Below are 23,319 nucleotides of genomic sequence, written 5' to 3' on the forward strand. Positions count from 1 at the left end.
AGCAGTCTCTGCACGAGTTTCTGCAACAGTCTCTGGGGTTTTGAAGCAATGCAGTCCGAAAACCGCGTGTTCGACGATATCGTCAAGGTCTTGAACGGCGCGGCCGGTACGCTTGCGGGCGTTGGTCGCGAAGCAGGCTCCGGGGCGCGCGAGCGTGCACGCGAATGGCTCGGCGGTCTCGACTTCGTCAGCCGCGAAGAGTTCGATGCGGTGAAGGCGATGGCCGCCGCCGCACGTGACGAGAACGACGTGTTGAAGGCGCGGCTCGACGCGCTCGAAGCAAAATCGACGGCAAATGTGCCGGTCGGGGTGTCGGTCGACTGACTTTTCCACAGTTTTCCGCAGAATTGGGGCCGATGGGGTTGTCGGGGCGTTTTTGCCTCGGCACCCTTAGTCGTGCGATAAGGACCGCCAGGACCCTATGATGCTTGAACACGCCGACCACGACCACGAAGACGCCGCCCCGATCGACATGCTCGAAAGCTACTATGCCGCGCATGGGTGGGAGCATGAACGTCACGACGACGAGATCGTCGCGACCGTCAAGGGAAGCTGGGCGACCTACGAACTGCGCGCGCTGTGGCGCGAGGACGATAGCGTCCTGCAATTCCTCGCCTTTCCCGACATCAAGGTGCCGGACGAACGTCGCCAGGCGGTCTACGAGACGATCGGGCTGGTCAACGAACAGCTGTGGATCGGCCATTTCGAACTCTGGTCGTCGAGCGGCATATTGCTGTTCCGGCATGCGGCGATGGTCGATGGCGGCGATGACGGGACGATGTCGCTCGACGCGGCGGAACTGCTGGTCGAATCGGCGATCGAGGAATGCGAGCGCTTCTACCCCGTATTCCAGTTCGTGCTGTGGGGCGGCAAGAGCCCAAAGGACGCACTCGCCGCGGCGTTGATCGAGACGCACGGCGAGGCATGAGTTCGACGTTTCCAGACGGTCCGCTGTGGCTGATCGGCTGCGGCAACATGGGCGGGGCGATGTTGCGGCGCTGGATCGCCGCCGGGCTCGATCCCAAGACCGTGACGGTGATCACGCGGAGCGGCAAGGGTGCCCCTGACGGCGTCCGCGCGCTGACCGCTCTACCCGACGAGGAGGCACCCGCCACGCTGATGCTGGCGCTCAAGCCGCAGCAGATCGACGCGGCGCAGGCGTTGCTGGCGCCGATGCGAGGGGCTCCGAAGCTGCTGCTATCGATCCTGGCTGGCGTCGATCACGCGACGCTCATCGATCGGTTCGCGGCGGACGCGATCGTCCGCGCGATGCCTAACCTCCCCGTGGCGATCGGCAAGGGCGTGACGTCGCTCTACACTTCGGACGCACCGGAAGAGGCGATCGCAGCCGCCGAAGCCTTCGCCGCTCCACTCGGTCATTACGAATGGATCGCCGAGGAAGCGCAGTTCGACGCGGTGACCGCGCTGGCAGGATGCGGCCCGGGCTTCGTGTTCCGATTCGCCGATGCGCTTGCCAGGGCCGGTACCGCGCTCGGTCTGCCGGCGGACCAGGCCGCACGCCTCGCCATCGCCACGCTCGAAGGGGCCGCGGTCATGGCGGCGGATAGCGACGTATCACCGGCCATGCTCGCCGATCGCGTGGCGAGTCCAGGTGGGTCGACCCGGGAGGGTCTGAATGTGCTCGACCACGACGATGCGCTGGTGGCCTTGCTCATCGAGACCCTGGCAGCGTCGGCGCGGCGCAATGCCGAGATGGCCGCCGCCGCGCGCTGAGACGATCGGTCAGCCGCGAAGGCCGAACACCTGCGAGCGATCGGCTTCGGGGACCAGGCCCTCCAGCACCGCCCAGAACCCCGAGACCGCGCTCTGCCCGGCGCTGGCATAGGCTTCGGCCATGCGTATCCGCGCCGATTCGAACAGGTCGCGTTCCATCACCGCACCTTCCGGGGTCAGCTTGAGCAACCGCTGCCGGCGATCGCGCTCGCCGGGCCGCGTCTCGACCAGCTTGCGCTCGGCGAGTTCGTTCAGGACCCGGCCGAGCGATTGCTTGGTGATCGCCAGCAACGACAGCAATTCGCTGACCGTGAGATCGGGTTTGCGCGCGATGAAATACAGCGCGCGGTGATGGGCGCGTCCCAGTCCCTGTTCTGCCAGACCCTCGTCGATCGACCGTGTAAGGTGGCTATAGCCGAAGTACAGAAGCTCCATGCCGCGGCGGAGTTCGGGTTCTCGGAGGAACAGGGGCGAAGCAGAAGACGCTGTGGCAGGCATGTTGACCGGTTTAGACATCGCCCGTAGTCGTCGGCAACCCGCCACGAGAGAGAATTTTCGATGTCCGCTCCAGCTTTTACCTCGCCTTCCGCCTTTCGGCATGAACCGAACGCGACGCCGGTCGAAGCGAACGAGCGGGCGAAGCGGCTGATCGATCCCGGTTTCGGGCGCGTCTTCACCGATCACATGGCGATGATCCGCTATAGCGATACGGAAGGCTGGCACGACGCACGTATCACCGCGCGGGCTCCGCTGACGATCGATCCGGCGTCGTCGGTGCTGCATTACGCGCAAGAGATCTTCGAGGGGATGAAGGCGTATCGTCTCGCCGATGGCGGCACCGCGCTGTTCCGCCCGGAAGCGAATGCGCGCCGTTTCCAGGATTCGGCGCGGCGCCTCGCGATGCCCGAACTGCCGACCGAACTGTTCCTCGAATCGGTCGAGCGCCTCGTCAAGACGGATGCGAACTGGATCCCGGAGAGCGATGGCGGCGCGCTGTACCTGCGCCCGTTCATGTTCGCGTCGGAAGTGTTCCTCGGCGTGAAGCCGTCCGCCGAATATCTCTACATGGTGCTGGCATCGTCGGTCGGCGCGTATTTCAAGGGCGGTGCGCCGACCGTGTCGATCTGGGTGAGCCAGCAATACACGCGTGCCGCTCAGGGTGGGACGGGCGCGGCCAAGTGCGGCGGCAACTATGCGGCCAGCCTGCTCGCGCAATCGGAGGCGATCCGCAACGGCTGCGACCAGGTGGTCTTCCTCGATGCGGCGGAACGTCGCTGGGTCGAGGAACTCGGCGGCATGAACATCTTCTTCGTGTTCGACGATGGCAGCATGGCGACGCCGGCACTGACCGGCACGATCCTGCCCGGCATCACCCGTGATTCGATCCTGACGCTGGCGCGCGCGAACGGCATCGACGTCCGCGAGGAGGGCTATACCATCGATCAGTGGCGCGCGGACGCGGCGAGCGGCCGACTGGTCGAGGCGTTCGCGTGCGGCACGGCGGCGGTCGTGACGCCGATCGGTACGGTAGCGAGCCCCGAGGGGCGCTTCACGATCGGCAGCGGCGGTCCCGGCGCACTCACGATGCGGATGCGCGACGCGCTGGTGTCGATCCAGCGCGGCACCGCTCCCGACGCCAATGGCTGGCTGCACCATCTCGCCGATTGACGTCCACAAGGGCTTTTCACGCGGCGCGGCACCGCTATAAGGCCGCCTCTGTTGGGGCGTCGCCAAGTGGTAAGGCAGCGGCTTTTGATGCCGCCATGCGCAGGTTCGAACCCTGCCGCCCCAGCCAATTTCAAGCTGATTGACCGAACTGGTTGGGCCCGGTCTGGCCGCCTGACGTCTTTAAAGCTGGCACCATATTAGCGCTCACCCTGCTGTCGCCTTCCGCGCGGCATACCCGGCGGGACGAGTGAGAGTGTCCCGTCATCCCAAGCGCGCACTAGCGGTTCGGCCCGCGCGTCCCTATTCCAGAGGGCATGAGCCTTACCGCGTTAGACATCGTCGTTTTGATTGCCGTCGCCGGGTCGGCGGTGCTCGGGCTGATCCGCGGGTTCGTCACCGAAGTGCTGTCGATGTTTGCGTGGGTGGCGATGGTGGCGATGCTGAAGCTGTTCCACATCCCGCTCGCCGCCGCGCTGTCGCCGATGATCGGCACCATCGGTGGGGCGGCCGTGCTCGCCTTCGCGATCATCACCGGCGTCACCTATATCGGCGGGCGACTGGTCGCCAACGCGATCGGCGCGCGGACCAGGACGTCGATCCTCGGCCCCGTCGACCGCGCGCTCGGCTTCGGCTTCGGCGCGCTGAAGGGGCTGATCCTCGCGAGCCTCGTGTTTCTGCTCGCGACGCTCGTCATCGATACGATGGGCGGCGGCCCCTCGCGCCGGCCCGGCTGGATGACAAGCTCGCGCACCTACCCGCTACTTAACGCGACCAGCGCCAGCATCGCCGATTTCGTCGATCGCCGTCGACGCGGCAAGCCCGTGTTCGGCGCGACCACCCCGCTCTCGAAATCAGACCCTTCCCAATCCGACAGTGCAAGCGAGCCTAAGCCATGAGCGCGCCCCTCTACAACGCCGAGATCCTGCGCCTCGCCGCAACGATCCCGCACCACGAACGCCTGCCCGAGCCGATGGCGACCGCGGAAAGGCGCTCGCCGATCTGCGGTAGCCGCGTGACGGTCGACGTCGCGGTCAACGACGAGGGCAAAGTTAGCGAGGTCGGCCTGCTGGTCCGCGCCTGCGCGCTCGGCCAGGCATCGTCGTCGCTGCTGGCGTCGAACATCCTGGGCCGCACCCCCGCCGAACTCGCCGCGGCGCGCGATGCGCTGACGGCATGGCTTGCGCGCGAGGGCGATGCACCCGATTGGCCCGGCATGGACATCTTCACTCCCGCGCTCGACTATACCGCCCGTCACCCCTCGATCCGGCTGGCGTTCGAAGCGGCCGCCGAGGCTGCCGACACCGCTGCAAAGGCGAAGGTCTGATGGCGGAGGGCACGGCACCGTCGCTGCTCCGCGACGGCGTCGTATTGCTCGGGTTCGGTCTGATGTTCGTGCTGCTGTTCCGGCGGCTCGGGCTCGGTGCGACGCTGGGGTATCTTGTCGCGGGCGCAGTAGTCGGGCCGCATGTGCTGGGGCTCGTTGGCGATGCGGAGTCGAAGCTCGGTTTCGCCGAGCTCGGCATCACGCTGCTGCTGTTCATCGTCGGACTCGAGCTCAATCCGACGCGGTTGTGGCGGATGAAGCACGAGATCTTCGGACTAGGGTTGCTGCAGGTGGTGATCTGCGGGCTCGCGATTACGGCGATCGTCTGGGTCGGCGCCAAGTTCTCGCTTCCCGCCGCACTCGCGCTCGGCCTGCCGCTCGCCCTGTCGTCGACCGCGCAGGTGCTGCCGATGCTGCGCTCGTCGGGACGCATGCGGACTCCGTTCGGTGAACGGGCCTTCTCGATCCTGCTGTTCCAGGACCTATCTATCGTCCCGCTCATCACCATCGTCGCGGCGATGAGCCGCAACCCGGCCGACGCCAACGCGCCACCGGGCTGGCTGCTCGCGATCTATACGGTGCTTGCGGTCGTCGGGCTGGTCGTTGCGGGACGCTTCTTGTTACGGCCGTTCTTCCGGCTGATCGGCAATCTCGGCGAGCGCGAGATGTTCGTGTTCGCGGGGCTCTTCACCGTCATCGCCAGCGCCGCGATCATGGAATGGCTCGGGCTGTCGACCGCGCTGGGCGCGTTCATCGCCGGCGTCATGCTGGCGGACAGCCCGTACCGGCATGAACTCGAAGCCGATGTCGAGCCGTTCCGCTCGATCCTGCTCGGGCTGTTCTTCCTCGCGGTCGGCATGGTGCTCGATCTCAACGCGATCGCGGAGCGGCCGGTCTTCGTCATCGCGATGGCCGCCGCGCTGATCCTTACCAAGACCAGCGTGATCATGCTGATCGGTCTGGCGTTCAAGATGACGTGGCGCCAGGCGTTCGCGCTCGGCCTGCTGTTGAGCCAGGGCGGCGAGTTCGGCTTCGTGCTGTTCGCGCAGGCGCAGGCCGGGCTGCTGATCGAACCACAGGCGGCCAGCCTGTTCGGCGCGATCATCACGCTGTCGATGGCGACGACGCCGTTCCTGATGGGCATCACCAAGCGCTTCCGGACCGAGCCGCTCGCCAAGGATCAGGAGCGTGATGGCCCGAAGACAGACGGATCGAACGCGATCATCGTCGGCTATGGCCGGTTCGGGCAGACGGTCGGTCAGATGCTCCTGACGCAGGACATCCCGGTGACGCTGATCGATACCGATATCGAGATGATCGACATCGCCGGCGAGTTCGGCGCGAAGGTCTATTACGGAGACGGCACGCGGCTCGACCTGCTCCGGCAGGCCGGTGCGTCCGAAGCCGAGCTGATCTGCTTCTGCATGGACGGCGATCAACTCGAGCCCGACACGATCGAGGGCGTGCACGAGGCGTTCCCGAATGCGGCGATCTATGTCCGCGCATTCGATCGCCGTGCCTTGGTCAAGTTGACGAACACGCCGGCCGAATATGTCGTTCGCGAAGTGCTCGAATCCGCGGTGAAGATGGCGCGGCTGGCGATGAACGGGCTGGGCGTCGCCAGCGCGGATATCGACCGTGCCGAAGACATGTACCGCGCCCGCGACAAGGAACGGCTGCAACTGCAGGTCGATTCGGGCGATATGCGTGCTGCCCGCGCCGAAACCGCCGAACGCTTTCCATGGGGGAACGACGCGACATGATCATCGCCATTCTCGCAGCCCTGTCGGGTGCGATCGCAGTCGCGGCGGGGGCGTTCGGTGCCCATGGCGCGAGTGGCCCGGCGGCGGAATGGCTGAAGACCGGCGCGCAGTATCAGCTCGTCCACGTCGTCGCGGCGTTGGTCGCGTTGCGGATGGATGCGCGGGGTCCGGCGTGGCTGTTCGTGATCGGCGCGGCCGTGTTCGCCCTGACGCTGTACGCGATGGCACTCGGCGCACCGCGCTGGTTCGGCGCGATCACGCCGATCGGTGGGGCATTGTTGATTGGCGGCTGGCTTTGGCTGGCTTGGAGCGCGGCGCGTACCTGACCTCCGTGTTCACCCGCGAAGGCGGGTGCCCAGTCTGGGCACCCGCCTTCGCGGGTGAACAATCTCCTTGCCGATCTTCAGGTCTTACCGCTTCTTCCGGCATGCGTCGGAGCAGTATATCACGCTGTCCCAATCGCGTGCCCATTTCTTGCGCCACGTAAACGGCCGCTCGCACGCCGGACACATTTTGGTCGGCAGATTCTGTTTCGCGACGCCGTTGGGCATCAGCGGGGCTGCCCATCCAGGAAGCTCTCGACGTCCGCGAGATCGACCGACTTGTCGAGATACGTCCGGCCGATCCCGCGCGCGAGCAGGAACGGCAGTGTCCCCGCCGCCATCTTCTTGTCGTGCCGCATATGATCGACGAGCCGCGCACCCGTCGCATTGATCTTCGCGGCCGCGAGCCCGTCCGGCAAGCCGACGTCGCGCCAGTGCGCCGCAACCCGCGCCGCATCCTGTTCCGGACAGATCCCCTGCGCGGCGGAGAACCCGAACGCCAGCGCGCAGCCCGCCGCAACGCCCTCACCGTGGATCAGCGCCTGCGAGAACCCTGTCTCCGCCTCAAGCGCATGCCCGAACGTATGCCCGAGGTTGAGCAGTGCGCGCGTGCCGTTGGTCTCGTGCTCGTCCGCTGCGACTATCCGCGCCTTGGCGGAAACGCTGTGCGCGATCGCATATTCGCGCAAGGCCAGGTCGCCGGCCAGCAACGCCGCGCCGTTCGCCTCACACCATTCGAAGAATGCGAAATCGTCGATCAGGCCGTATTTTACGACTTCGGCATAGCCCGCGCGCACCTCCCGGATCGGCAGCGTGTCGAGCACCTGCGGATCGATCAATACCATCACCGGCTGGTGGAACGCGCCGATCAGGTTCTTGCCGGCGCGCGTGTTGATCGCGGTCTTGCCGCCGACCGAGCTGTCGACCTGCGCGAGCAAACTCGTCGGGATCTGCACGAACTGGCAGCCGCGCTTCAGGATCGAGCAGGCGAACCCGACCAGATCGCCGATCACGCCGCCGCCCAGCGCGACGACGTGATCGCCGCGCTCGACACCGAGGTCGAGCAGACGGTCGCACAGCATCTCCAGCGTCGCCCAGCTCTTGCTGCCTTCGCCCGGTGCGAGGACGATAGCCTCCGATGCAACGCCCGCCGTGGTCAGCGATGTCTGCAACGTCGCCAGGTGCACCGCCAGATTGTCGTCGGTGACGATCGCCACGCGGCGCCCCTTGGCGAGCGGCGCGATGAATTCGCCTGCCCGCGTCAGGATCCCGGCTTCGATATGGATCGGATAGGTCCGCGCACCCAGTTCGACGGTAACGGTCTTCATCGGCCAAGCGCTCTCAAAATAGCGGCGACGGTCGCTTCGTGCGGCGTCTTGTTGCTGACAATATGGATGTGCGCCTGCGCGTAGATCGGGTTGCGCACGCGCGCGAGTTCGGTGAGCACCTTGCCCGCGTCGCGATTGCGCAACAGCGGTCGGCTGTCGCGCCGCCCGACGCGCTCGACCAGAATGTCGGGATGCGCGCTCAGCCATACCGAGATCGTATCGCGCAGGATCAGCGCCCGCGTGTCGTCGTTGATGAACGCCCCGCCGCCGGTCGCGATGACCTTCGGCGTGCCGTCGATCAGGCGGGCGATCACGCGACGTTCTCCGTCCCGGAAATAGTCCTCGCCGTATTTGGCAAAGATCTCGGCCACGGTCATGCCCGACGCTGCCTCGATCTCGTGATCGGCGTCGACGAACGGCAGGTTCATGCGCAACGCGAGCCTGCGGCCGACCGTCGTCTTGCCGACGCCCATCAGCCCGACGAGCACGATCGGGCGATCGATCGGGGCAGGGCGGGGGGTGCCGGCAGGCCCGCCTGAAGGGTTGTGGCTTTGCAACATCGTGAGGGGCGCTATACAGCGGCACCGCGCGAGGGCAAAAGCTCTTGGCGACGGTTCGTACTGTCACTGCCGCTGTTTTCAATTGCAAGGTTACGCCGCCATGTCCCGCTTCATCGTCTCGGTCGTCGTCGTTCTTGTCGTGGTGATCGGCGGCCTGTTCCTGCTCGCCGGTCGCGCGACCGAGCGCCCGCAGAGCCGCGTCGAAAAGGCCGTGACGCTTGCGAACCTCTCTTAAGGCGACGCTCGCGGCGGCCGTCGCGGTCGGGGCTCTCTCGGCGCTCGCACCGGCGATCGGCCAGGATCGCCCGGAATCGATCCTGCCGCCGGGCTTCGGCGATACGACCCCGACGCCCGCGCCCGCGCCTCGGCCCACCCCGCCCGCGGCAGGGGAGCAGCCGGCGCGTCCGACCACGCCGTCGCAACCCTCGACCGCGATGATCCAGCCGTTGCCGGCGCCGACGCCGAACGGTGCTGCGCCGGTCGTGCCGCCTCCGGTAGTCCCGACGGCGGTCGATCCGACCGTGCTCGCGCGCTACGAGATGCCCGAGTCCGCCCGTCGCTCGCTTGGGACGGTCGGCCCGGTGACGGCGCGCGAGGGTGGGCTCGAGACGGATGCGTTCGGCGATGCCGACGGCCAATATGTCGAGACGTTGATGCGTCGCCTGACCGCGCCGCTGCCGTCGCGGTGGATGTCGATCCTGCTGCGGCGCGCGCTGGTGTCGCGCGTTGACACGCCGCGCAATACCAACGGCGCGGACTTCGCGGCCGAGCGGGCGTGGCTGTTGCTGCGGATGGGCGAATCGACCGCCGCGCGTGCGGTCACGCAGGCCGTCGACACCTATAATTATACGCCGAAGCTCTATCAGGTCGCGATGAACGCCGCGCTGGCGACGGGCGATCCCGCCGGTCTGTGCCCGCTGGTTCCCGGCGCGATGGGCTATGCCCCGGCGCGAGGCTGGACGATGGCGCAGGCGATGTGCGCCGGTCTGTCGGGCAATCCTGCCCAGGCGACCCCGCTGATCGCGACCGCGAAACGCCGCAACGTCGCCAGCGGTGTCGACATGCTGCTGGCGCAGAAGGTCGTCGGGGCCGGTGCGCAGGGTCGTCAGGCGGTCACGATCGAATGGGACGGCGTCGACCAGTTGACCGCATGGCGCTTCGGCCTGGCCATGGCGACGGGCGTCACCGTGCCGGACGAGCTCTATGCCAGCGCCGGGCCGCAGGTGCGATACTGGCAGGCGTTGTCCCCGTCGGTAGCGCTGGGCGACCGGCTCGCGCCTGCCGAAGCGGCGGCGGGGCAGGGCGTGCTGTCCAGCGCGGCGCTGGTCGACCTGTATGCAGCGACCGCGGACGACGACGAGGCGCAGAGCACGGCGAGCGCGACCGCGAACGATCTCCAGACCGCCTACACCGATCGCAACGCCGACGCGCGGATGACCGCGCTACGCCAATTATGGGGCGGTGCGGCGGCGCAATCGACCGACGCGCGGCCTTCTTATGCGCGACTGGTACTGACCGCACGCGCGGCGGCGCGGATGAACCCGACCGCGGGCAAGGCCGACGCGGATCGTCTGGTCGCATCGATGCTGACCGCCGGGCTCGATCGGACCGCGGCGCGCTGGCTCGGCACCGTGCCGAGCGGCGGCGACGCCTGGGCGATGATCGTGTTGAGCGATCCCGATGCCTATCGTCGGCTGAGCTATGCCGACCTTGCCTCCTATTCGGGCGGCGACGGCGATTCGGCGTTGAAGCAGCGGATGCTGTTTGCGGGCCTCGCCGGCATGGGGCGGCTCGCGCAGGGCGATATCGAGCGCGCGGCGCAGACGCTGGGTGTCAGGATCGGCGCCGCCAACGCCTGGACGCGGGCGCTGGATCGGGCCGCGCGGGACGGTGAGTCGGGGACCGTCGTCGTCCTCGCGGCGATCGGCATGCAGGCACCGAACTGGAAAAGCATCTCGCCCGAGGCTCTGTACCGGATCGTCGGCGCGCTGCGAGCCGTGGGGCTCGACGGTGAAGCGCGGATGATCGCGGCCGAGGCGATCGCGCGGGCGTGACTCCCGCTGTAACTCACGGTGGGGACCGTGCGCTGATCGACCGCTTCCTGGAAATGATGACGGCGGAGGCGGGGGCGGCGGCGAACACCGTATCGGCCTACCGCAGCGACCTGTCCCAGGCGTCGCAGATGCTCGATGGCGGCCTAGTCGACGCCGATGCCGACGCGCTGGCGACGCTTGCTGGCGCATGGTCGGCGCTCTCCAACGCGACGGTCGGTCGAAAATCGGCGTCGCTCCGCCGGTTCTTCGCGTTTCTCGCCGACGAGGGGCACCGTGCCGACGATCCCGGCAAGGCCCTCCCGCGTCCGGGCATCGCGCGTGCCCTGCCCAGGATATTGAGCCACGCCGACGTTGATCGCTTGTTTGCCGCCATCGCCGAGCGTACCGCGCGCGATCCGCTCGACCCCGCCGACCTGCGCCTGTCCGCGCTGTTCGAGCTGCTCTACGGCTCCGGACTGCGCGCCACCGAGCTGGTCAGCCTGCCGCGCAACGCGGTCCATCCCGATCGCCCGTTCTTGATCCTGCGCGGCAAGGGCGGTCGCGAGCGGCTCGTCCCGATCTCCGACCGCGCGCGCGCCGCAGTGGCATTGTGGCGCAGCTATGTGCCGGCCGATGGGCTTTGGCTGTTCCCCTCGGGCAAGCGCCATCTGTCGCGCATCCGCCTGTATCAGATCGTCAAGGCGCTCGCGGCCGAAGCGGGTATTCCTCCCGACCGCGTCAGTCCCCACGTATTGCGCCATGCCTTCGCGACGCATCTGCTCGCCGGTGGTGCCGATCTGCGCGCGCTGCAATCGATGCTGGGTCATGCCGATATCGCGACGACGGAGATCTATACGCACGTCGATTCGAGCCGCCTGGTCGAACTCGTCAACACGCGGCACCCGCTGGCCGACCTCCCGGCGGAACGACCGCCTGAGCCGGTCCACGTTGACGTCGCCCCGCGCGAGCCGTAACCGCCGCACATGCCAAGCTTCCTCGACTTCGAGAAACCGATCGCCGAGCTTCAGGGCCGGATCGACGAACTCCGCGATACCGCCGCAGAAGGCAGCGTCGACCTGTCGGTCGATATCGCCCGTCTTCAGGCCAAGTCCGACAAGCTGCTGAAGGATACGTTCGCCCGTCTGACGCCGTGGCAGAAGACGCAGGTCGCGCGTCATCCGGAACGTCCGCACTTCAAGGATTACGTCGCGGCGCTGTTCGACGAGTTTGTACCGCTCGCCGGCGACCGCGCGTTTGGCGACGATCAGGCGATCATCGGCGGCTTCGCGACGTTTCGCGGCCGCAAGATCATGGTGCTCGGCCATGAGAAGGGCGACGACACCGCCAGCCGCCTCCGTCACAATTTCGGCATGGGCAAGCCCGAGGGCTACCGCAAGGCGATCCGCCTCGTCGAACTCGCCGATCGATTCGGCCTGCCGATCGTCACGCTGGTCGACACGTCCGGCGCGTTCCCCGGAATCCAGGCCGAAGAGCGCGGCCAGGCCGAAGCGATCGCACGCTCGACCGAGGCGTGCCTCAACGCAGGCGTACCGATCGTCGCGGTCATCGTCGGCGAGGGCGGCTCTGGCGGTGCGGTCGCACTGGCGGCGGGCAACCGCGTGCTGATGTTCGAGCACGCGGTGTATTCGGTGATCAGCCCGGAAGGCTGCGCGTCGATCCTGTGGCGCACCGCGGACAAGGCGCCCGAGGCGGCGGAGGCGATGCGGATAACCGCGCAGGACCTGAAGGCGTTCGGGGTGATCGACGATATCGTGTCAGAACCGCTCGGAGGCGCCCACCGCGACGCGTCGCTTGCGATCGAATCGCTTGCGGATGCGATATCGTCCGCGCTCGACGACCTGGCACCACGCGCCCCCGCCGAACTGCGCAAGGATCGCCAGGCGAAATTCCTGAAGATGGGCCGCCTCTGACGCGGTCCGCTTGCGCCGTCGATCTCGGATCTCGAACACAAGAAAAAGGGCGACGAAACCGAAGTTTCGCCGCCCTTTTTCGTACTGCACGACTACCAATATTACGTGGTCGAACCGTTCAGCTTGGTCGAGACGTTGTTGAACGTCTTGTTCAGGCTGTTGCCCAGGCCCTGCATCGCAGCGATAGCGGCGACGGCGATCAGCGCGGCGATCAGGCCGTATTCGATGGCCGTTGCGCCCTTGGAATTCTTGAAAAACTTGCGGATCGTCTTCATTCCGGTCTCCATTGTTGGATTGCTTCAGTGTCACCCGGCTGGCCGGATGGACCGGATCAGCGCAGCAACAGATACAAGTGGTTGGTTGAGAAAGGTTTAAGGCCGATACGGATAGTTTTCGCGGCCCCGATGCATACCGGTGCTTGGCCGAGCCTCACGGCTCAGCGCGCCTGGGAAACCTTGGTGTCGACCTTGTTCCACATGCCGATCGTCGAATTCGCCAGCGCGGACAGTCCGACGACCATCCCGATCACGATGAGCGCGAGGATGAGGCCATATTCGATTGCGGTTGCGCCGCGCGAGTCGCGCACGATACCGGCAAGTATATTGACCACCCGGTTCAGTCTGAACGCTATAAATCGCATGATCTCGATCTAGGCGCAGGAGATTAAAGAATGACCAACGACCGCCCCGACGATGCACCTGCGCTGCTGCTGCCCGTCGTGGCCGCCGCACTCGTCGATCTCGAAGGGCGCGTGCTCCTCCAGCAACGCCCCGAAGGAAAGTCGCTTGCCGGACTCTGGGAGTTTCCCGGCGGCAAGGTCGAACCGGGGGAGACGCCCGAGGCGGCGTTGATCCGCGAACTCGAAGAGGAGTTGGGGATCGCCGTCCCGCACGCCTGCCTGGCGCCTGCGACGTTCGCCAGCGCGCCGCTGGGCGATCGTCACCTGCTGCTGCTGCTGTACGTGACCCGCAAGTGGAGCGGCGTCCCGCGCGCGTTGGAGGCGACCGCGCTACGCTGGGTCAGGCCGGTCGAGATGCACGCGCTGGCGATGCCCCCCGCGGACCGCCCGCTGATCGGCCTGCTCGACGCCTTGATCTGAAGACCCGTCGCACGCTCGTGCCGCGGCCTCGCCACCGCGACCCGGACGAATGTCGGCAGCCTGACGCCTGAAGTCTTGCCGTTCTACGCAATCATCGACCTACGCCCAGCATTCGACCGAGCGATCGAACCGAAAAACAACAACAGATCCACTTTCGATTAAAATAGCGTTAATCATAACGAAGTGACACATCTGTCATGCTGAATTCATCTACAGCGACCGCATAAAGGCGGGGGCCGTGATCGCGTAGACGCGAAACGGTTGTTCGCCAGGGGGTGGCGAATGAATACAATAATCAGGCTCGTGCGAAGAGCGATCGAGGCGTTGCGCGACGCGGTGCGCCTACCGCCGCTTGTCGTCCATGCGAAAGCGTATTTCCCGAATGGGGGCATGTGCCATTCTTGCGGCCAGGAAACATCCGCAAGTGAAACCGAATGTTCGAACTGCTGGTCAGAGCGCCACGTTTAAGACGGAAAAAACGCTATTATGACAGCTTCCGATACGCGACCGCAATCGATAAAAAAATGGGTGATGCTGGCTATATTGGCGGGCCTCGCGGCAAGCGCAGGGTTCTGGATCGCCGCCATATCCTTCCAGTTCAAGCTCAAGCCGTATTTCTACGCCGTCAGGGTGATCAACCGGGTGTCGTCGTTCAATCCCGACAACGACTTCGTCTATCGAACACTGTCGAAGCTCTACATCACGCAGCCCTATACCCGCGAGGTCACGTTCCTGGGGGATTCGATCGTGGCGTTCGGGAAGTGGGACGTCCTGCTCAAGAACGACGGCGTCGACAATCACGGCATACCCGGCGACACGACGCAGGGCCTGTTGTTGCGGCTTCGCCGGAACGAAGTCGTCGGCAATACCGCGATCGTCATGCTCGGCGTGAACGACCTGAAGATGGAGCTGTCGCAGCAGGCGACGATCGACAACATCCAAGGCATCGTCAAAACCTTGCAGGGGCGCCGCGTGATCCTGATGTCGACGCTGCTCACGGCAATACCCTCGACCAACGCCAAGCTCGCAAAGATCATCGAATTCGAGAAGACCGTCTGCGCCAAGGGTGCATGCACGTACCACGACATGAACAAGGTCTTGGCGCCAAGCGGCGTTCTCGAACAGAAATACACCACCGACGGCGTCCATCTGAACTGGGCCGGCTATCAAATGGTGGCAGCGGACCTTGCGGATGTTCTAAAAACGCTGTCCTAGCTTTCTCACATTGCGCTGCGTATTTGCGTTGGCCAGTTCGCCCATCAAACAGACATTGGGATCTAATACCACCGGCGGGTATCGCTGCTTGATATCCGTTTTATTTATTAACGAGGGTAGGGTCGAAAATTTTCGATCCCTATAGCGTTCGGCGGAATCGGTCGCCCAGCAAGTTTGTCGAGGCGCAGTTTTTCCGCCATCAATTCGTATTCAGCATTCCAGAATTGTAGAAATCCGCCGCTGGAAGGCAATGCAGATTCCGATATACAACTACCTCGTGCTAGAGCGACGCCAACGAAATGGCCTTCGCCGCTGCAGTCACGCATATTAGCGATTTCGAGACCACTTACTAACATATTTAAGTCCCCGCCGGCCCTGATCACGATGGACGTCTCGTAATTGCCGTGAAAATGACCCCTTAATACCTTAATTGACTGGCTAGTAATATCTAACTCAAGTTCTATGTTTCCTGAACCGCTTCTTATAGAAAGCAGCGTGCCCTCAAATCTATAATCCCATACGCCTGTTGCAATCGTGAGTTCACCTCGATTGACCGCCAAAATTGTATTGCCGGAAGCGTCACAGATGGTGGTTGAGAAAGTGAATCTTGCCCCCTCACGATGAACAGTCAGATATGAGGTTCCGTTGATCCAAATTGCCTGCATGTCAAAGTTTTGGTTGGCGCCGTAAAATCGATTTGATCCAAGCCAAACGTCGATTTCGTTGCCAGTATATATTTGATAAGATCCGGTCTTATCCGAGTTCAGGTTGAATGGGTATTTACGACCGCGGGCAACTTCATCTCGACTGATACGTCCGGCGGTCTTGTCGGCATGATGAGGTTTACAAAGAAGAGCGATATTATCCGCAGAATGTTCATTTACTAATGAGAAATCTATGACGTGGTCATAATCAAATACGGGTGTTCCGCACAAGACACACCCGAAAGCGCATTCCTGCCTTACGACGCGCTTGATCGGTTCCGGTATATCTCGCGGGATATCATTCATGACGATTGTTCCACTCCGTTCGACAACAGCGGTTAACGCACTGTCATCCATTTCGGAAGAGTGGGCCGATGACGTCTTTCGTACAACGACGAGGAAGTGATCGCGGCTTGAGTTCATTCGTCGAATGTAAGCTACGAAGGCCGCGAATTATCATGACATTATGCAGATTAGTTGCGCTGCTTAGTATGTATGACGATTGCTCACTAATCCCCGGAGTACCGCGTCGCGCAATTCAGCAAATCTTACTGCCGGAAAGACCGCGAACGCAATCAATCTAGGGATAAGCGACGACCGATTGCGCAGCTCTCTATCTAGCGCTTTGCAAACGTCGATAAATTATCGAAATTGGAGGCCCGACCGGGAATCGAACCCGGGTGCGAGGATTTGCAGTCCTCTACGTCACCACTCCGCCATCGGGCCCCGATGCGTGAAGGCGGCGCAAATGCTTGGTTTTGGGCGGCGGGTCAACCGGCAGTTTGAGGATGGCGCCGAATTATCGCGATCGATGTGGCGATGGCGCCGTGGACGGGTCGCGCGGCAAGCCTTTGTCGTGGATCTCGGAAACTCGCCCCGCACGGCTCCCGAGGCCATCCATCGCAGGTCGGGCGATTTTCGCGCGACGACGGACGGTTTGCCTGTTAATAAGGAAGCAGAGGTGTTGCCGTGGACTTCCGCATGCGCCCTCGACGTCCCGCCCGCGGCATCTCGGTGTCACACGGGCGGGCGGGGCGTCACCCTGCTCAGGCACACTCCTCCATCGGTCCGGTTCGGCACTTCGTCGCGTCCTGCGGGGGCGTCCGACTGATTTGGACCAAACGCGCGCTTGGCGCGGGGCGGGGCGCGCGATATCAGGTCGTCAGGACAACTAGTGTATTGCACAAGTAAAACAGCTGTGCGACAGGATAAGCCATGACGACGATGAGCATCGACACCGCCCCCCTCGCAAGCCAGCCCGCAACCCACCCGATGGGCGGCACGGACACCGGTCCCACCGCATCGGTCTTTGACGGCATGCGCCACGCGATGGTCGCCAGCCAGCTTCGCACCAACGCGGTCAACGATCAGCGCGTCGTCGCGGCGATGGCGCGTGTGCCGCGCGAGACGTTCATGCCGCAGGCGGTGCGCTCGATCGCCTATCGCGATACCGCGATCCCGCTCGGCGGCGGGCGCTACGCGAACCTGCCGATGGCGACGGGCCGTCTGCTGACGGAAGCGTATCTGACCGCGAACGACCGCGTGCTGCTGATCGGTGCGGCGACCGGCTATACCGCGGCGGTGTTGTCCGAAATCGTCGCGTCGGTGGTCGCGGTCGAGAGCGATCCGGCGTTGATCGCGACCGCGCGCGCGGCGCTGGCCGGGGTCGGTAACGTCGAACTGGTCGAGGGTGCGATGCAGGACGGCAGCGCTGCCGGCCCGCTTTACGACGTGCTGGTCGTCGACGGTGCGGTCGAATCGCTGCCCGACGCGCTGATCGCGCAGGTCCGTCCGGGCGGTCGTGTCGTCGCCGGGATCTCGGAGCGTGGCCTCACCCGGTTGGCGGCGGGACGAAAGACCGAGGGCGGGTTCGCGTTGGCGGCCTTCGTCGATGTCGAATGCGTCGTACTGCCCGGCTTCGATACGCCCAAACCCTTCAAGTTCTGAGGCAGACCATGCCGCGCACCGCTCAATGTCGTCGTTTGTTTCTGAGTGTTGCGCTGGTTTACGGCGCTGCACCGGCTGGCGCCGAAACCCTGCGGGACGCGCTGGTCAAGGCGTACAACACCAACCCGACCATCACCGCGCAGCGCGCCGAACTGCGCGCCAATGACGAGAACGTGCCGATCGCTCGCGCCTCCGGGTTGCCTTCGGTGAACGCGACCGGCGACTATACCGAGTTCGTCGTCACCGCGCAGAACAGCTTCATCGCGCCGCCGCGCCAGGCGGTGGCACGGGCCAACGTCTCGATCCCGCTGTACCTTGGCGGTCAGGTCCGCAATTCGGTCGCTGCGGCCAGGACGCGGGTCGAAGGCGGTCGCGCGACCCTGCGCGGTACCGAGGCGGATCTCTTCACCAACGTCGTCAGCGCGTACATGAACGTGATCCGCGACGAATCGATCGTCGGGCTGAACACGCAGAACGTCCGCGTGCTCGACGTCAACCTGCAGGCGAGCCGCGATCGCTTCCAGGTCGGCGACCTGACCCGCACCGATGTCGCCCAGTCCGAAGCACGTCTGGCACTGGCCCGCGCGCAGCTTCAGTCCGCAGAGGCGACGCTGATCTCCAGCCGGGAAAGCTATATCCAGTTGGTGGGTACGCCCCCCGGCACGCTCGATCCGCCACCGACGTTGCCGCATCTGCCCGACAGTCCGGCGTCGGCGGTGACGGTCGCGATCGAGAATAATCCGACCCTGATCGCCGCCGCCAAGGAGCGCGATGCGACTCGCTACGACATCGGTGTCGCGCGTGCGAGCCGACTGCCGCAGATCAGCGCGACCGGCGGCGCGGGCTACACCAATTATCTGGGGTCTATCGGTAAGACCAACGGCGTCGCCGCGTTTCCCAATGCGAACAAGACGGTGCAGGGCGGATTGTCGCTGACCTTGCCGCTGTTTCAGGGTGGGCGCCCCGCGGCGCAGGTGCGTCAGGCCGAGGCGCTGCGATCGCGCGCGATCGAGAACGTGACCGCGACCGAACGCAACATCATCTCGCAGGCGCGCTCGGCATATGCGGTCTGGCGCTCGTCGGAACAGGTGATCCAGTCGTCGGAGACCGCGGTCAACGCAAACAAGCTGAGCCTGGAAGGCGTCCGGGCCGAGAACAGCGTGGGAACGCGCACGATTCTCGATATCCTCAACGCGGAACAGGAACTGCTCAACAGCCAGGTCACGCTGGTGACGGCGCGGCGTGACGCGTATGTCGCAGGCTTCGCGCTGCTGGCGGCGATGGGCCAGGCGGAAGCGCGAGATCTGGGTCTCGACGGCGGCGTGCTGTACGATCCGGTCGCCAACTACAACCGGGTGCGCAACAAGATTTGGGACTTTGGCGGCGACGGCGAACCGGCTGCGGTCGCGACCAGCACCGCGCAATCGCCTGCACAGGATGCCCATGTCCAGCCGCAAAGCGATCCGTTGCTCGCAACGCCGGTTGACAGGAACCCGGCATTGACGACAGGTATGGCAGCGCCGAGCCGCCGATAGGGGTGCGCGCGGCTTCGGGGTTTGGGATGGTCCGGATGGGGGATATCAGCGCAGAGCCGTCGATGGAGGAAATCCTCTCGTCGATCAAACGGATCATCGCCGAAGAGGGCGATACGATGCCCGGTCGCAATCGCCGTTCGTCGCGTCCGACTCCGTCGACCGTCGATCGCGATGCCTATCTGGACAGCGAAACGGACGACGACGAAATCCTCGAACTGAGCGATCCCATGCCGATGGTCGACCGTACGCCCCGCACGCCGAAATCCCCGGTGCTGTCCTCCGTCGATTCGCCGGCCGAACCGCGCCAGCCTGCATCCAAGGCGCAGTCGGTCGCGCAACCCGTCGCTGCGCCGTCGACCGGTCCTTCGGTGGCCGGACCGTCGACCGAGCGTCCGATCGTGTCACGTGAGACCGCCGCTGCAACGCGCGCGCCGCTCGATGCGTTGACGCGGATGATGGTGAAACCCGATGCAAACAGCGACGGCACGCTCGAAGGGCTGGTACGCGAGATGTTGCGGCCGATGCTGCGCGAGTGGATGGACGCGAACCTCCCCGGCCTGGTCGAAGACATGGTCGCGCGCGAGATCGCCAAGATCATGAACCAGCAGCCCTGAACTGCCGGTAGCCCTGGCCGATAGAAACTGTGTAGCTATGGCACGACCGGGTAATACCCGTTAATTACTGGCGGAACTGACCTGACCCGGGCGGGGTTGGAGTTCGATGTCCGACCAGTCCGTCCCTAACCCGTCGATCGCCGCTGTCGGGCCGGAGCATGCCGGACGCAACCACATCGTGCCGGCGGACGCGACCCGCGACATATTCTTCGCGGCGGTGAAGACGACGCGGATGCCGATGGTCGTCACCGATCCGCACCGCGAAGACAATCCGATCATCTTCTGCAACGAGGCGTTCTCGTTCATGAGCGGGTATTCGCGAGACGAGATTCTCGGCAAGAATTGTCGGTTCCTCCAGGGCCCGGAAACCGATCGTGCCGCGGTGGCCGAGATCCGCACGGCGATCCAAAAGCGCGAAGGGATCGCGGTCGAGCTCCTCAACTATCGCAAGAACGGCTCGACCTTCTGGAACGCGCTGTTCGTGTCGCCGGTGTTCGGCGAGGACGGTGCCGTGCGCTATTTCTTCGCAAGCCAACTCGACATTTCGCGACGCCGCGAGGCCGAAGATGCACTTCACGAGGCGCAGCGGATGGAAGCGGTCGGCAAGCTGACCGGCGGGATCGCGCATGATTTCAACAATCTGCTGCAGGTCATCCAGGGGTACGCCGACATCCTGGATGCGCGGATCGATCCGAACGATCGGTCGGCTCGCCGCGCCGTTGATGCGATCTCGACCTCGGCGACGCGCGCCGCGACGTTGACGCAGCAATTGCTCGCCTTCGCGCGGAAACAGGAATTGCGCGACCGGTTGATGAACCTCAACCAGTTGATCGGCGATTTTCGCCCGATCCTGGAGCGGACCGCCGGCAGCGGCATGACGCTGCGACGCAATCTGACGGCCGACCTGTGGAATTGTCGCGTCGATCCGGTCCAGGCGGAAATGGCGCTGCTGAACATCGTGGCCAATGCGCGCGATGCGACCGGCGGCGTGGGCACGGTCACCATCGCCACGCGCAACGCGGTATTGCCTGAGGATGCGAGTGCCGCGCGGCTCGAACCCGGCGAGTATGTCGTCGTCAGCATCTGCGACGACGGTCCCGGCGTCGATCCCGCGACCGCGGACAAGCTGTTCGAACCGTTCTACACGACCAAGGAAATGGGCAAGGGGGCAGGGCTGGGCCTGGCGATGGTCTACGGGTTCATGCGCCAGTCCGGCGGACTCGCCACCGTCTACAACGGCGGCGATGGCGGCGCGGAGTTCTCGCTGTATTTCCCGCGTGCGAGCGGTGCCGTCGAACGCAAGCCCGCCGCACCCCTGCCGCTGCGCTCGGGCGGCGCCGAACGCATATTGATGGTGGAGGATCAGCAAGAGGTCGGTGCGCTCGGCCAGACGATCCTCGAAGATCTCGGCTACGAGGTCGTGCGGGTGAACAGCGCCCGCAAGGCGCTCGATACGCTGTCGTCGGACTCCGATTTTCAACTGCTGTTCACCGACATCCTCATGCCCGGCGGCATGAACGGCGTCACGCTGGCGCAGTCGGTGCGCCGGGATTATCCGCGTACCGCGGTGCTGCTGACCACCGGCTTTGCCGACCAGGCGATCGACGAGGGCAGCCGGTCGTTCGAGCTGATCCGCAAACCGTATCGACGCAACGAGTTGAACGCACGGATCCGCCAGGTGCTCGACAAGCCGCGCGCGCGTACCTGACGCTGGCCTAGCCCGAACACGCCCGCTAAGGCATCGGCCATGAGCGAGCTTCCCAAAACCTTCGACCCGGCATCCATCGAATCGCGCTGGTACGCGCATTGGGAGGCAAGCGGCCAGTTCCGCCCCGACCGGCCGAACGCCGAGCCATGGACGATCGTTAATCCGCCGCCCAACGTGACGGGCTCACTGCACATCGGCCACGCGCTCGACAACACGCTGCAGGACATCCTGACCCGCCACGCCCGCCTGAAGGGCAAGGATGCGTTGTGGGTGGTCGGCACCGATCATGCCGGCATCGCCACGCAGATGGTGGTCGAGCGGCAGATGGGGGCGCTGACCCCGCCGCAGAAGCGCACCGACCTGACGCGCGAGGAGTTCGTCGCGAAGGTCTGGGCGTGGAAGGAAGAGAGCGGCGGCGAGATCACGCAGCAGCTCCGCCGCCTCGGTTGCTCGATGGATTGGGCGAACGAGCGCTTCACGATGGACCCGGGCTTTTCGAAGGCCGTCCTGAAGGTGTTCGTAGACCTCCACAAGCAGGGTCTGCTGTACCGCGACAAGCGGCTGGTGAACTGGGACCCGGGCCTCGGCACCGCGATCAGCGACCTCGAGGTCGAGACGCGCGAGATCAAGGGCAGCTTCTGGCACCTGCGCTATCCGCTCGAAGACGGATCGGGCTTCATCGAGGTCGCGACCACGCGGCCCGAGACGATGCTCGCCGACATGGCGGTGGCGGTGAACGGCGCGGATGAGCGCTACACGGCGTTGATCGGTAAGCAGGTAAAGCTGCCGATCACCGGCCGACTGATCCCGATCATCGCCGATGACCATGCCGACCCGGAGTTGGGATCTGGCGCTGTCAAAATCACGCCGGGACACGACTTCAACGATTTCGAGGTAGGCAAGCGGGCCGGGATGGCCGCCGGGTCGATGCTTAACATGCTCGATGCGAAGGCGCGCGTGGTGCAGGTGTCCGACGGGCTGATCCCCGACGACCTGCTCGGGCTGACGACTGCGGAGGCGCGGAAGGCCGTCGTCGCGCGGCTCAAGGACGAGGGCTTCCTGATCGCGCATGTCGACAAGGACGGCGTCGAGCACGACGCCGAGCCACGTACGATCCAGACGCCGTACGGCGATCGTTCGGGCGTGGTGATCGAGCCGTGGCTGACCGACCAATGGTATGTCGACGCGAAGACGCTCGCGCAGCCGGCGATCGAGGCCGTGCGTGTGGGGGCGATCAATATCGTTCCGAAGACCTGGGAGAAGACGTTCTTCAACTGGATGGACAACATCCAGCCCTGGTGCGTAAGCCGGCAGCTGTGGTGGGGGCATCGGATACCGGCGTGGTTCGGGCCAAGATTGGCTGATAATGGGCAGATCTCCGTCGAGATTCCCGGTCAGTCTGCCGTCAATTTTCAAACAGAGTACTCGATCTTCGTTGAGGAGTCAGAATCGGCAGCGTTGAAGGCCGCATCAGAGTATTATGGCTGCGAAGCGATAATCGGACGATCTTCGGAAGAGGCGTTCGATGAAGTCTTGATGGCTCCGAGTGAAGGCCGCCCTGTGCGTCCGATCATTTGGCAGGATTCAGACGTGCTCGACACCTGGTTCTCCTCAGCGCTCTGGCCCTTCGCCACGCTCGGCTGGCCCGAGGAGGGTGCCGTTCCCTCTCCCCTCCGGGGAGAGGGCCAGGGTGAGGGGCAGCCAAGCAGCGCAGCGCCCGGTACGGCCCCCCCCCCCCCCCCACACCCCCCCGCGGGGGGGGGCGGGGCCCCCCCCCCCACCCCCCCGCCCCACACACGGGGTGTAAAAAACCCGCCCCCCCCCCCCCCCCCC

The 23,319-nt window shown here is 64.9% G+C and carries 26 protein-coding genes and 2 tRNA genes; 20 read left to right on the forward strand and 8 right to left on the reverse strand.

The features are described from left to right. Nucleotides 1–48: 48 nt before the first annotated feature. The 3 genes from U1707_RS09120 (at nt 49) to proC (ending at nt 1,734) form a co-directional block, all read left to right on the forward strand. On the forward strand, nt 49–324 hold the full coding sequence (locus U1707_RS09120) for an accessory factor UbiK family protein (RefSeq protein ID WP_332799746.1): 276 nt from the start codon (nt 49–51) through the stop codon (nt 322–324). 97 nt (nt 325–421) lie between these two features. After that, the gene (locus U1707_RS09125; protein ID WP_443025675.1) at nt 422–928 is read left to right on the forward strand and encodes a type III secretion system chaperone family protein; all 507 of its coding nucleotides are present in this window, start codon (nt 422–424) and stop codon (nt 926–928) included. After that, nucleotides 925–1,734 (forward strand): pyrroline-5-carboxylate reductase, encoded by an 810-nt coding sequence (gene proC, locus U1707_RS09130; RefSeq protein WP_332799747.1) that lies wholly within the window; start codon nt 925–927, stop codon nt 1,732–1,734. The genes U1707_RS09125 and proC overlap by 4 nt, the downstream gene beginning before the upstream one ends. A gap of 9 nt (nt 1,735–1,743) precedes the next feature. Here proC and U1707_RS09135 read toward each other — a convergent pair whose 3' ends face one another. Continuing rightward, nucleotides 1,744–2,250, reverse strand: a complete 507-nt coding sequence (locus U1707_RS09135; protein ID WP_332799748.1) for a MarR family winged helix-turn-helix transcriptional regulator — start codon at nt 2,248–2,250, stop codon at nt 1,744–1,746. 42 nt (nt 2,251–2,292) lie between these two features. Between U1707_RS09135 and U1707_RS09140 the strand changes: the two genes are divergently transcribed. From U1707_RS09140 to U1707_RS09165, 6 genes are all read left to right on the forward strand, one after another. Beyond that, nucleotides 2,293–3,402 (forward strand): branched-chain amino acid aminotransferase, encoded by a 1,110-nt coding sequence (locus tag U1707_RS09140; RefSeq protein WP_332799749.1) that lies wholly within the window; start codon nt 2,293–2,295, stop codon nt 3,400–3,402. A 52-nt stretch (nt 3,403–3,454) separates the two neighbouring features. Continuing rightward, nucleotides 3,455–3,529: transfer RNA gene (locus U1707_RS09145), tRNA-Gln, on the forward strand. Nucleotides 3,530–3,716: 187 nt separating this feature from the next. Continuing rightward, on the forward strand, nt 3,717–4,298 hold the full coding sequence (locus U1707_RS09150; RefSeq protein WP_332799750.1) for a CvpA family protein: 582 nt from the start codon (nt 3,717–3,719) through the stop codon (nt 4,296–4,298). Next, on the forward strand, nt 4,295–4,726 hold the full coding sequence (locus U1707_RS09155; protein WP_332799751.1) for an iron-sulfur cluster assembly scaffold protein: 432 nt from the start codon (nt 4,295–4,297) through the stop codon (nt 4,724–4,726). The genes U1707_RS09150 and U1707_RS09155 overlap by 4 nt, the downstream gene beginning before the upstream one ends. Further along, the gene (locus tag U1707_RS09160; protein ID WP_332799752.1) at nt 4,726–6,489 is read left to right on the forward strand and encodes a cation:proton antiporter domain-containing protein; all 1,764 of its coding nucleotides are present in this window, start codon (nt 4,726–4,728) and stop codon (nt 6,487–6,489) included. Before U1707_RS09155 ends, U1707_RS09160 begins: the two co-directional genes overlap by 1 nt. Next, entirely contained in the window at nt 6,486–6,815 is a 330-nt protein-coding gene (locus U1707_RS09165; protein WP_332799753.1) for a DUF423 domain-containing protein, read from the forward strand. The genes U1707_RS09160 and U1707_RS09165 overlap by 4 nt, the downstream gene beginning before the upstream one ends. 84 nt (nt 6,816–6,899) lie before the next feature. On the opposite strand, the gene U1707_RS09170 is transcribed toward U1707_RS09165, so the two are convergent. Genes U1707_RS09170 through U1707_RS09180 form a run of 3 tightly spaced genes read right to left on the reverse strand, consistent with a single transcriptional unit; the run spans nt 6,900 to nt 8,700 of the window. Then, the gene (locus U1707_RS09170) at nt 6,900–7,040 is read right to left on the reverse strand and encodes a DUF2256 domain-containing protein (RefSeq protein WP_121904050.1); all 141 of its coding nucleotides are present in this window, start codon (nt 7,038–7,040) and stop codon (nt 6,900–6,902) included. Further along, the gene (gene aroB, locus U1707_RS09175) at nt 7,040–8,140 is read right to left on the reverse strand and encodes a 3-dehydroquinate synthase (RefSeq protein ID WP_332799754.1); all 1,101 of its coding nucleotides are present in this window, start codon (nt 8,138–8,140) and stop codon (nt 7,040–7,042) included. Before aroB ends, U1707_RS09170 begins: the two co-directional genes overlap by 1 nt. Then, a complete protein-coding gene (locus U1707_RS09180) occupies nt 8,137–8,700 on the reverse strand; it encodes a shikimate kinase (protein WP_332799755.1) in 564 nt (187 codons plus the stop codon). The genes aroB and U1707_RS09180 overlap by 4 nt, the downstream gene beginning before the upstream one ends. Before the next feature lie 100 nt (nt 8,701–8,800). On the opposite strand from U1707_RS09180, the gene U1707_RS09185 reads away from it, so the two are divergent. The 4 genes from U1707_RS09185 to U1707_RS09200 are packed head-to-tail and all read left to right on the forward strand — an operon-like array spanning nt 8,801 to nt 12,664. After that, nucleotides 8,801–8,935 carry a hypothetical protein gene (locus U1707_RS09185; RefSeq protein WP_332799756.1) on the forward strand — a complete coding sequence of 45 codons (135 nt, stop codon included), beginning with the start codon at nt 8,801–8,803 and terminating at the stop codon, nt 8,933–8,935. Then, nucleotides 8,919–10,754, forward strand: coding sequence for a hypothetical protein (locus U1707_RS09190; protein WP_332799757.1), 1,836 nt, complete (start codon nt 8,919–8,921; stop codon nt 10,752–10,754). Before U1707_RS09185 ends, U1707_RS09190 begins: the two co-directional genes overlap by 17 nt. Further along, nucleotides 10,751–11,707, forward strand: a complete 957-nt coding sequence (locus tag U1707_RS09195; protein WP_332799758.1) for a tyrosine-type recombinase/integrase — start codon at nt 10,751–10,753, stop codon at nt 11,705–11,707. The genes U1707_RS09190 and U1707_RS09195 overlap by 4 nt, the downstream gene beginning before the upstream one ends. 9 nt (nt 11,708–11,716) lie before the next feature. Continuing rightward, nucleotides 11,717–12,664 carry an acetyl-CoA carboxylase carboxyltransferase subunit alpha gene (locus U1707_RS09200; protein WP_332799759.1) on the forward strand — a complete coding sequence of 316 codons (948 nt, stop codon included), beginning with the start codon at nt 11,717–11,719 and terminating at the stop codon, nt 12,662–12,664. 101 nt (nt 12,665–12,765) lie between these two features. Here U1707_RS09200 and U1707_RS09205 read toward each other — a convergent pair whose 3' ends face one another. Beyond that, nucleotides 12,766–12,939, reverse strand: coding sequence for a Flp family type IVb pilin (locus U1707_RS09205; protein WP_332799760.1), 174 nt, complete (start codon nt 12,937–12,939; stop codon nt 12,766–12,768). 161 nt (nt 12,940–13,100) lie between these two features. After that, a complete protein-coding gene (locus U1707_RS09210) occupies nt 13,101–13,304 on the reverse strand; it encodes a Flp family type IVb pilin (protein WP_332799761.1) in 204 nt (67 codons plus the stop codon). 30 nt (nt 13,305–13,334) lie between these two features. On the opposite strand from U1707_RS09210, the gene U1707_RS09215 reads away from it, so the two are divergent. Together U1707_RS09215 and U1707_RS09220 are read left to right on the forward strand one after the other, a co-directional pair. Further along, nucleotides 13,335–13,763, forward strand: a complete 429-nt coding sequence (locus tag U1707_RS09215) for a (deoxy)nucleoside triphosphate pyrophosphohydrolase (RefSeq protein WP_332799762.1) — start codon at nt 13,335–13,337, stop codon at nt 13,761–13,763. Nucleotides 13,764–14,294: 531 nt separating this feature from the next. Next, nucleotides 14,295–14,978, forward strand: a complete 684-nt coding sequence (locus U1707_RS09220; protein ID WP_332799763.1) for a GDSL-type esterase/lipase family protein — start codon at nt 14,295–14,297, stop codon at nt 14,976–14,978. Nucleotides 14,979–15,085: 107 nt separating this feature from the next. On the opposite strand, the gene U1707_RS09225 is transcribed toward U1707_RS09220, so the two are convergent. Together U1707_RS09225 and U1707_RS09230 are read right to left on the reverse strand one after the other, a co-directional pair. Further along, nucleotides 15,086–15,988, reverse strand: coding sequence for an HNH endonuclease (locus U1707_RS09225; protein ID WP_332799764.1), 903 nt, complete (start codon nt 15,986–15,988; stop codon nt 15,086–15,088). Nucleotides 15,989–16,334: 346 nt separating this feature from the next. Further along, nucleotides 16,335–16,408, reverse strand: a tRNA-Cys gene (locus U1707_RS09230). 546 nt (nt 16,409–16,954) lie between these two features. Here U1707_RS09230 and U1707_RS09235 point away from each other — a divergent pair. From U1707_RS09235 to U1707_RS09255, 5 genes are all read left to right on the forward strand, one after another. Beyond that, entirely contained in the window at nt 16,955–17,629 is a 675-nt protein-coding gene (locus U1707_RS09235) for a protein-L-isoaspartate O-methyltransferase family protein (protein WP_332799807.1), read from the forward strand. Between the two features lie 8 nt (nt 17,630–17,637). Beyond that, the gene (locus tag U1707_RS09240; RefSeq protein ID WP_332799765.1) at nt 17,638–19,164 is read left to right on the forward strand and encodes a TolC family outer membrane protein; all 1,527 of its coding nucleotides are present in this window, start codon (nt 17,638–17,640) and stop codon (nt 19,162–19,164) included. 35 nt (nt 19,165–19,199) lie between these two features. Then, nucleotides 19,200–19,778, forward strand: coding sequence for a DUF2497 domain-containing protein (locus U1707_RS09245; protein ID WP_332799766.1), 579 nt, complete (start codon nt 19,200–19,202; stop codon nt 19,776–19,778). Nucleotides 19,779–19,884: 106 nt separating this feature from the next. Beyond that, nucleotides 19,885–21,486: a histidine kinase famiy protein gene (locus tag U1707_RS09250; protein WP_332799767.1), complete on the forward strand. Its 1,602-nt coding sequence runs from the start codon at nt 19,885–19,887 to the stop codon at nt 21,484–21,486. 39 nt (nt 21,487–21,525) lie between these two features. Then, nucleotides 21,526–23,319 (forward strand): valine--tRNA ligase (locus U1707_RS09255; protein ID WP_332799768.1); only part of this gene is annotated, 1,794 nt, incomplete at its 3' end.

It is taken from the genome of Sphingomonas sandaracina (assembly GCF_036663695.1).
GTDB lineage: Bacteria > Pseudomonadota > Alphaproteobacteria > Sphingomonadales > Sphingomonadaceae > Sphingomonas.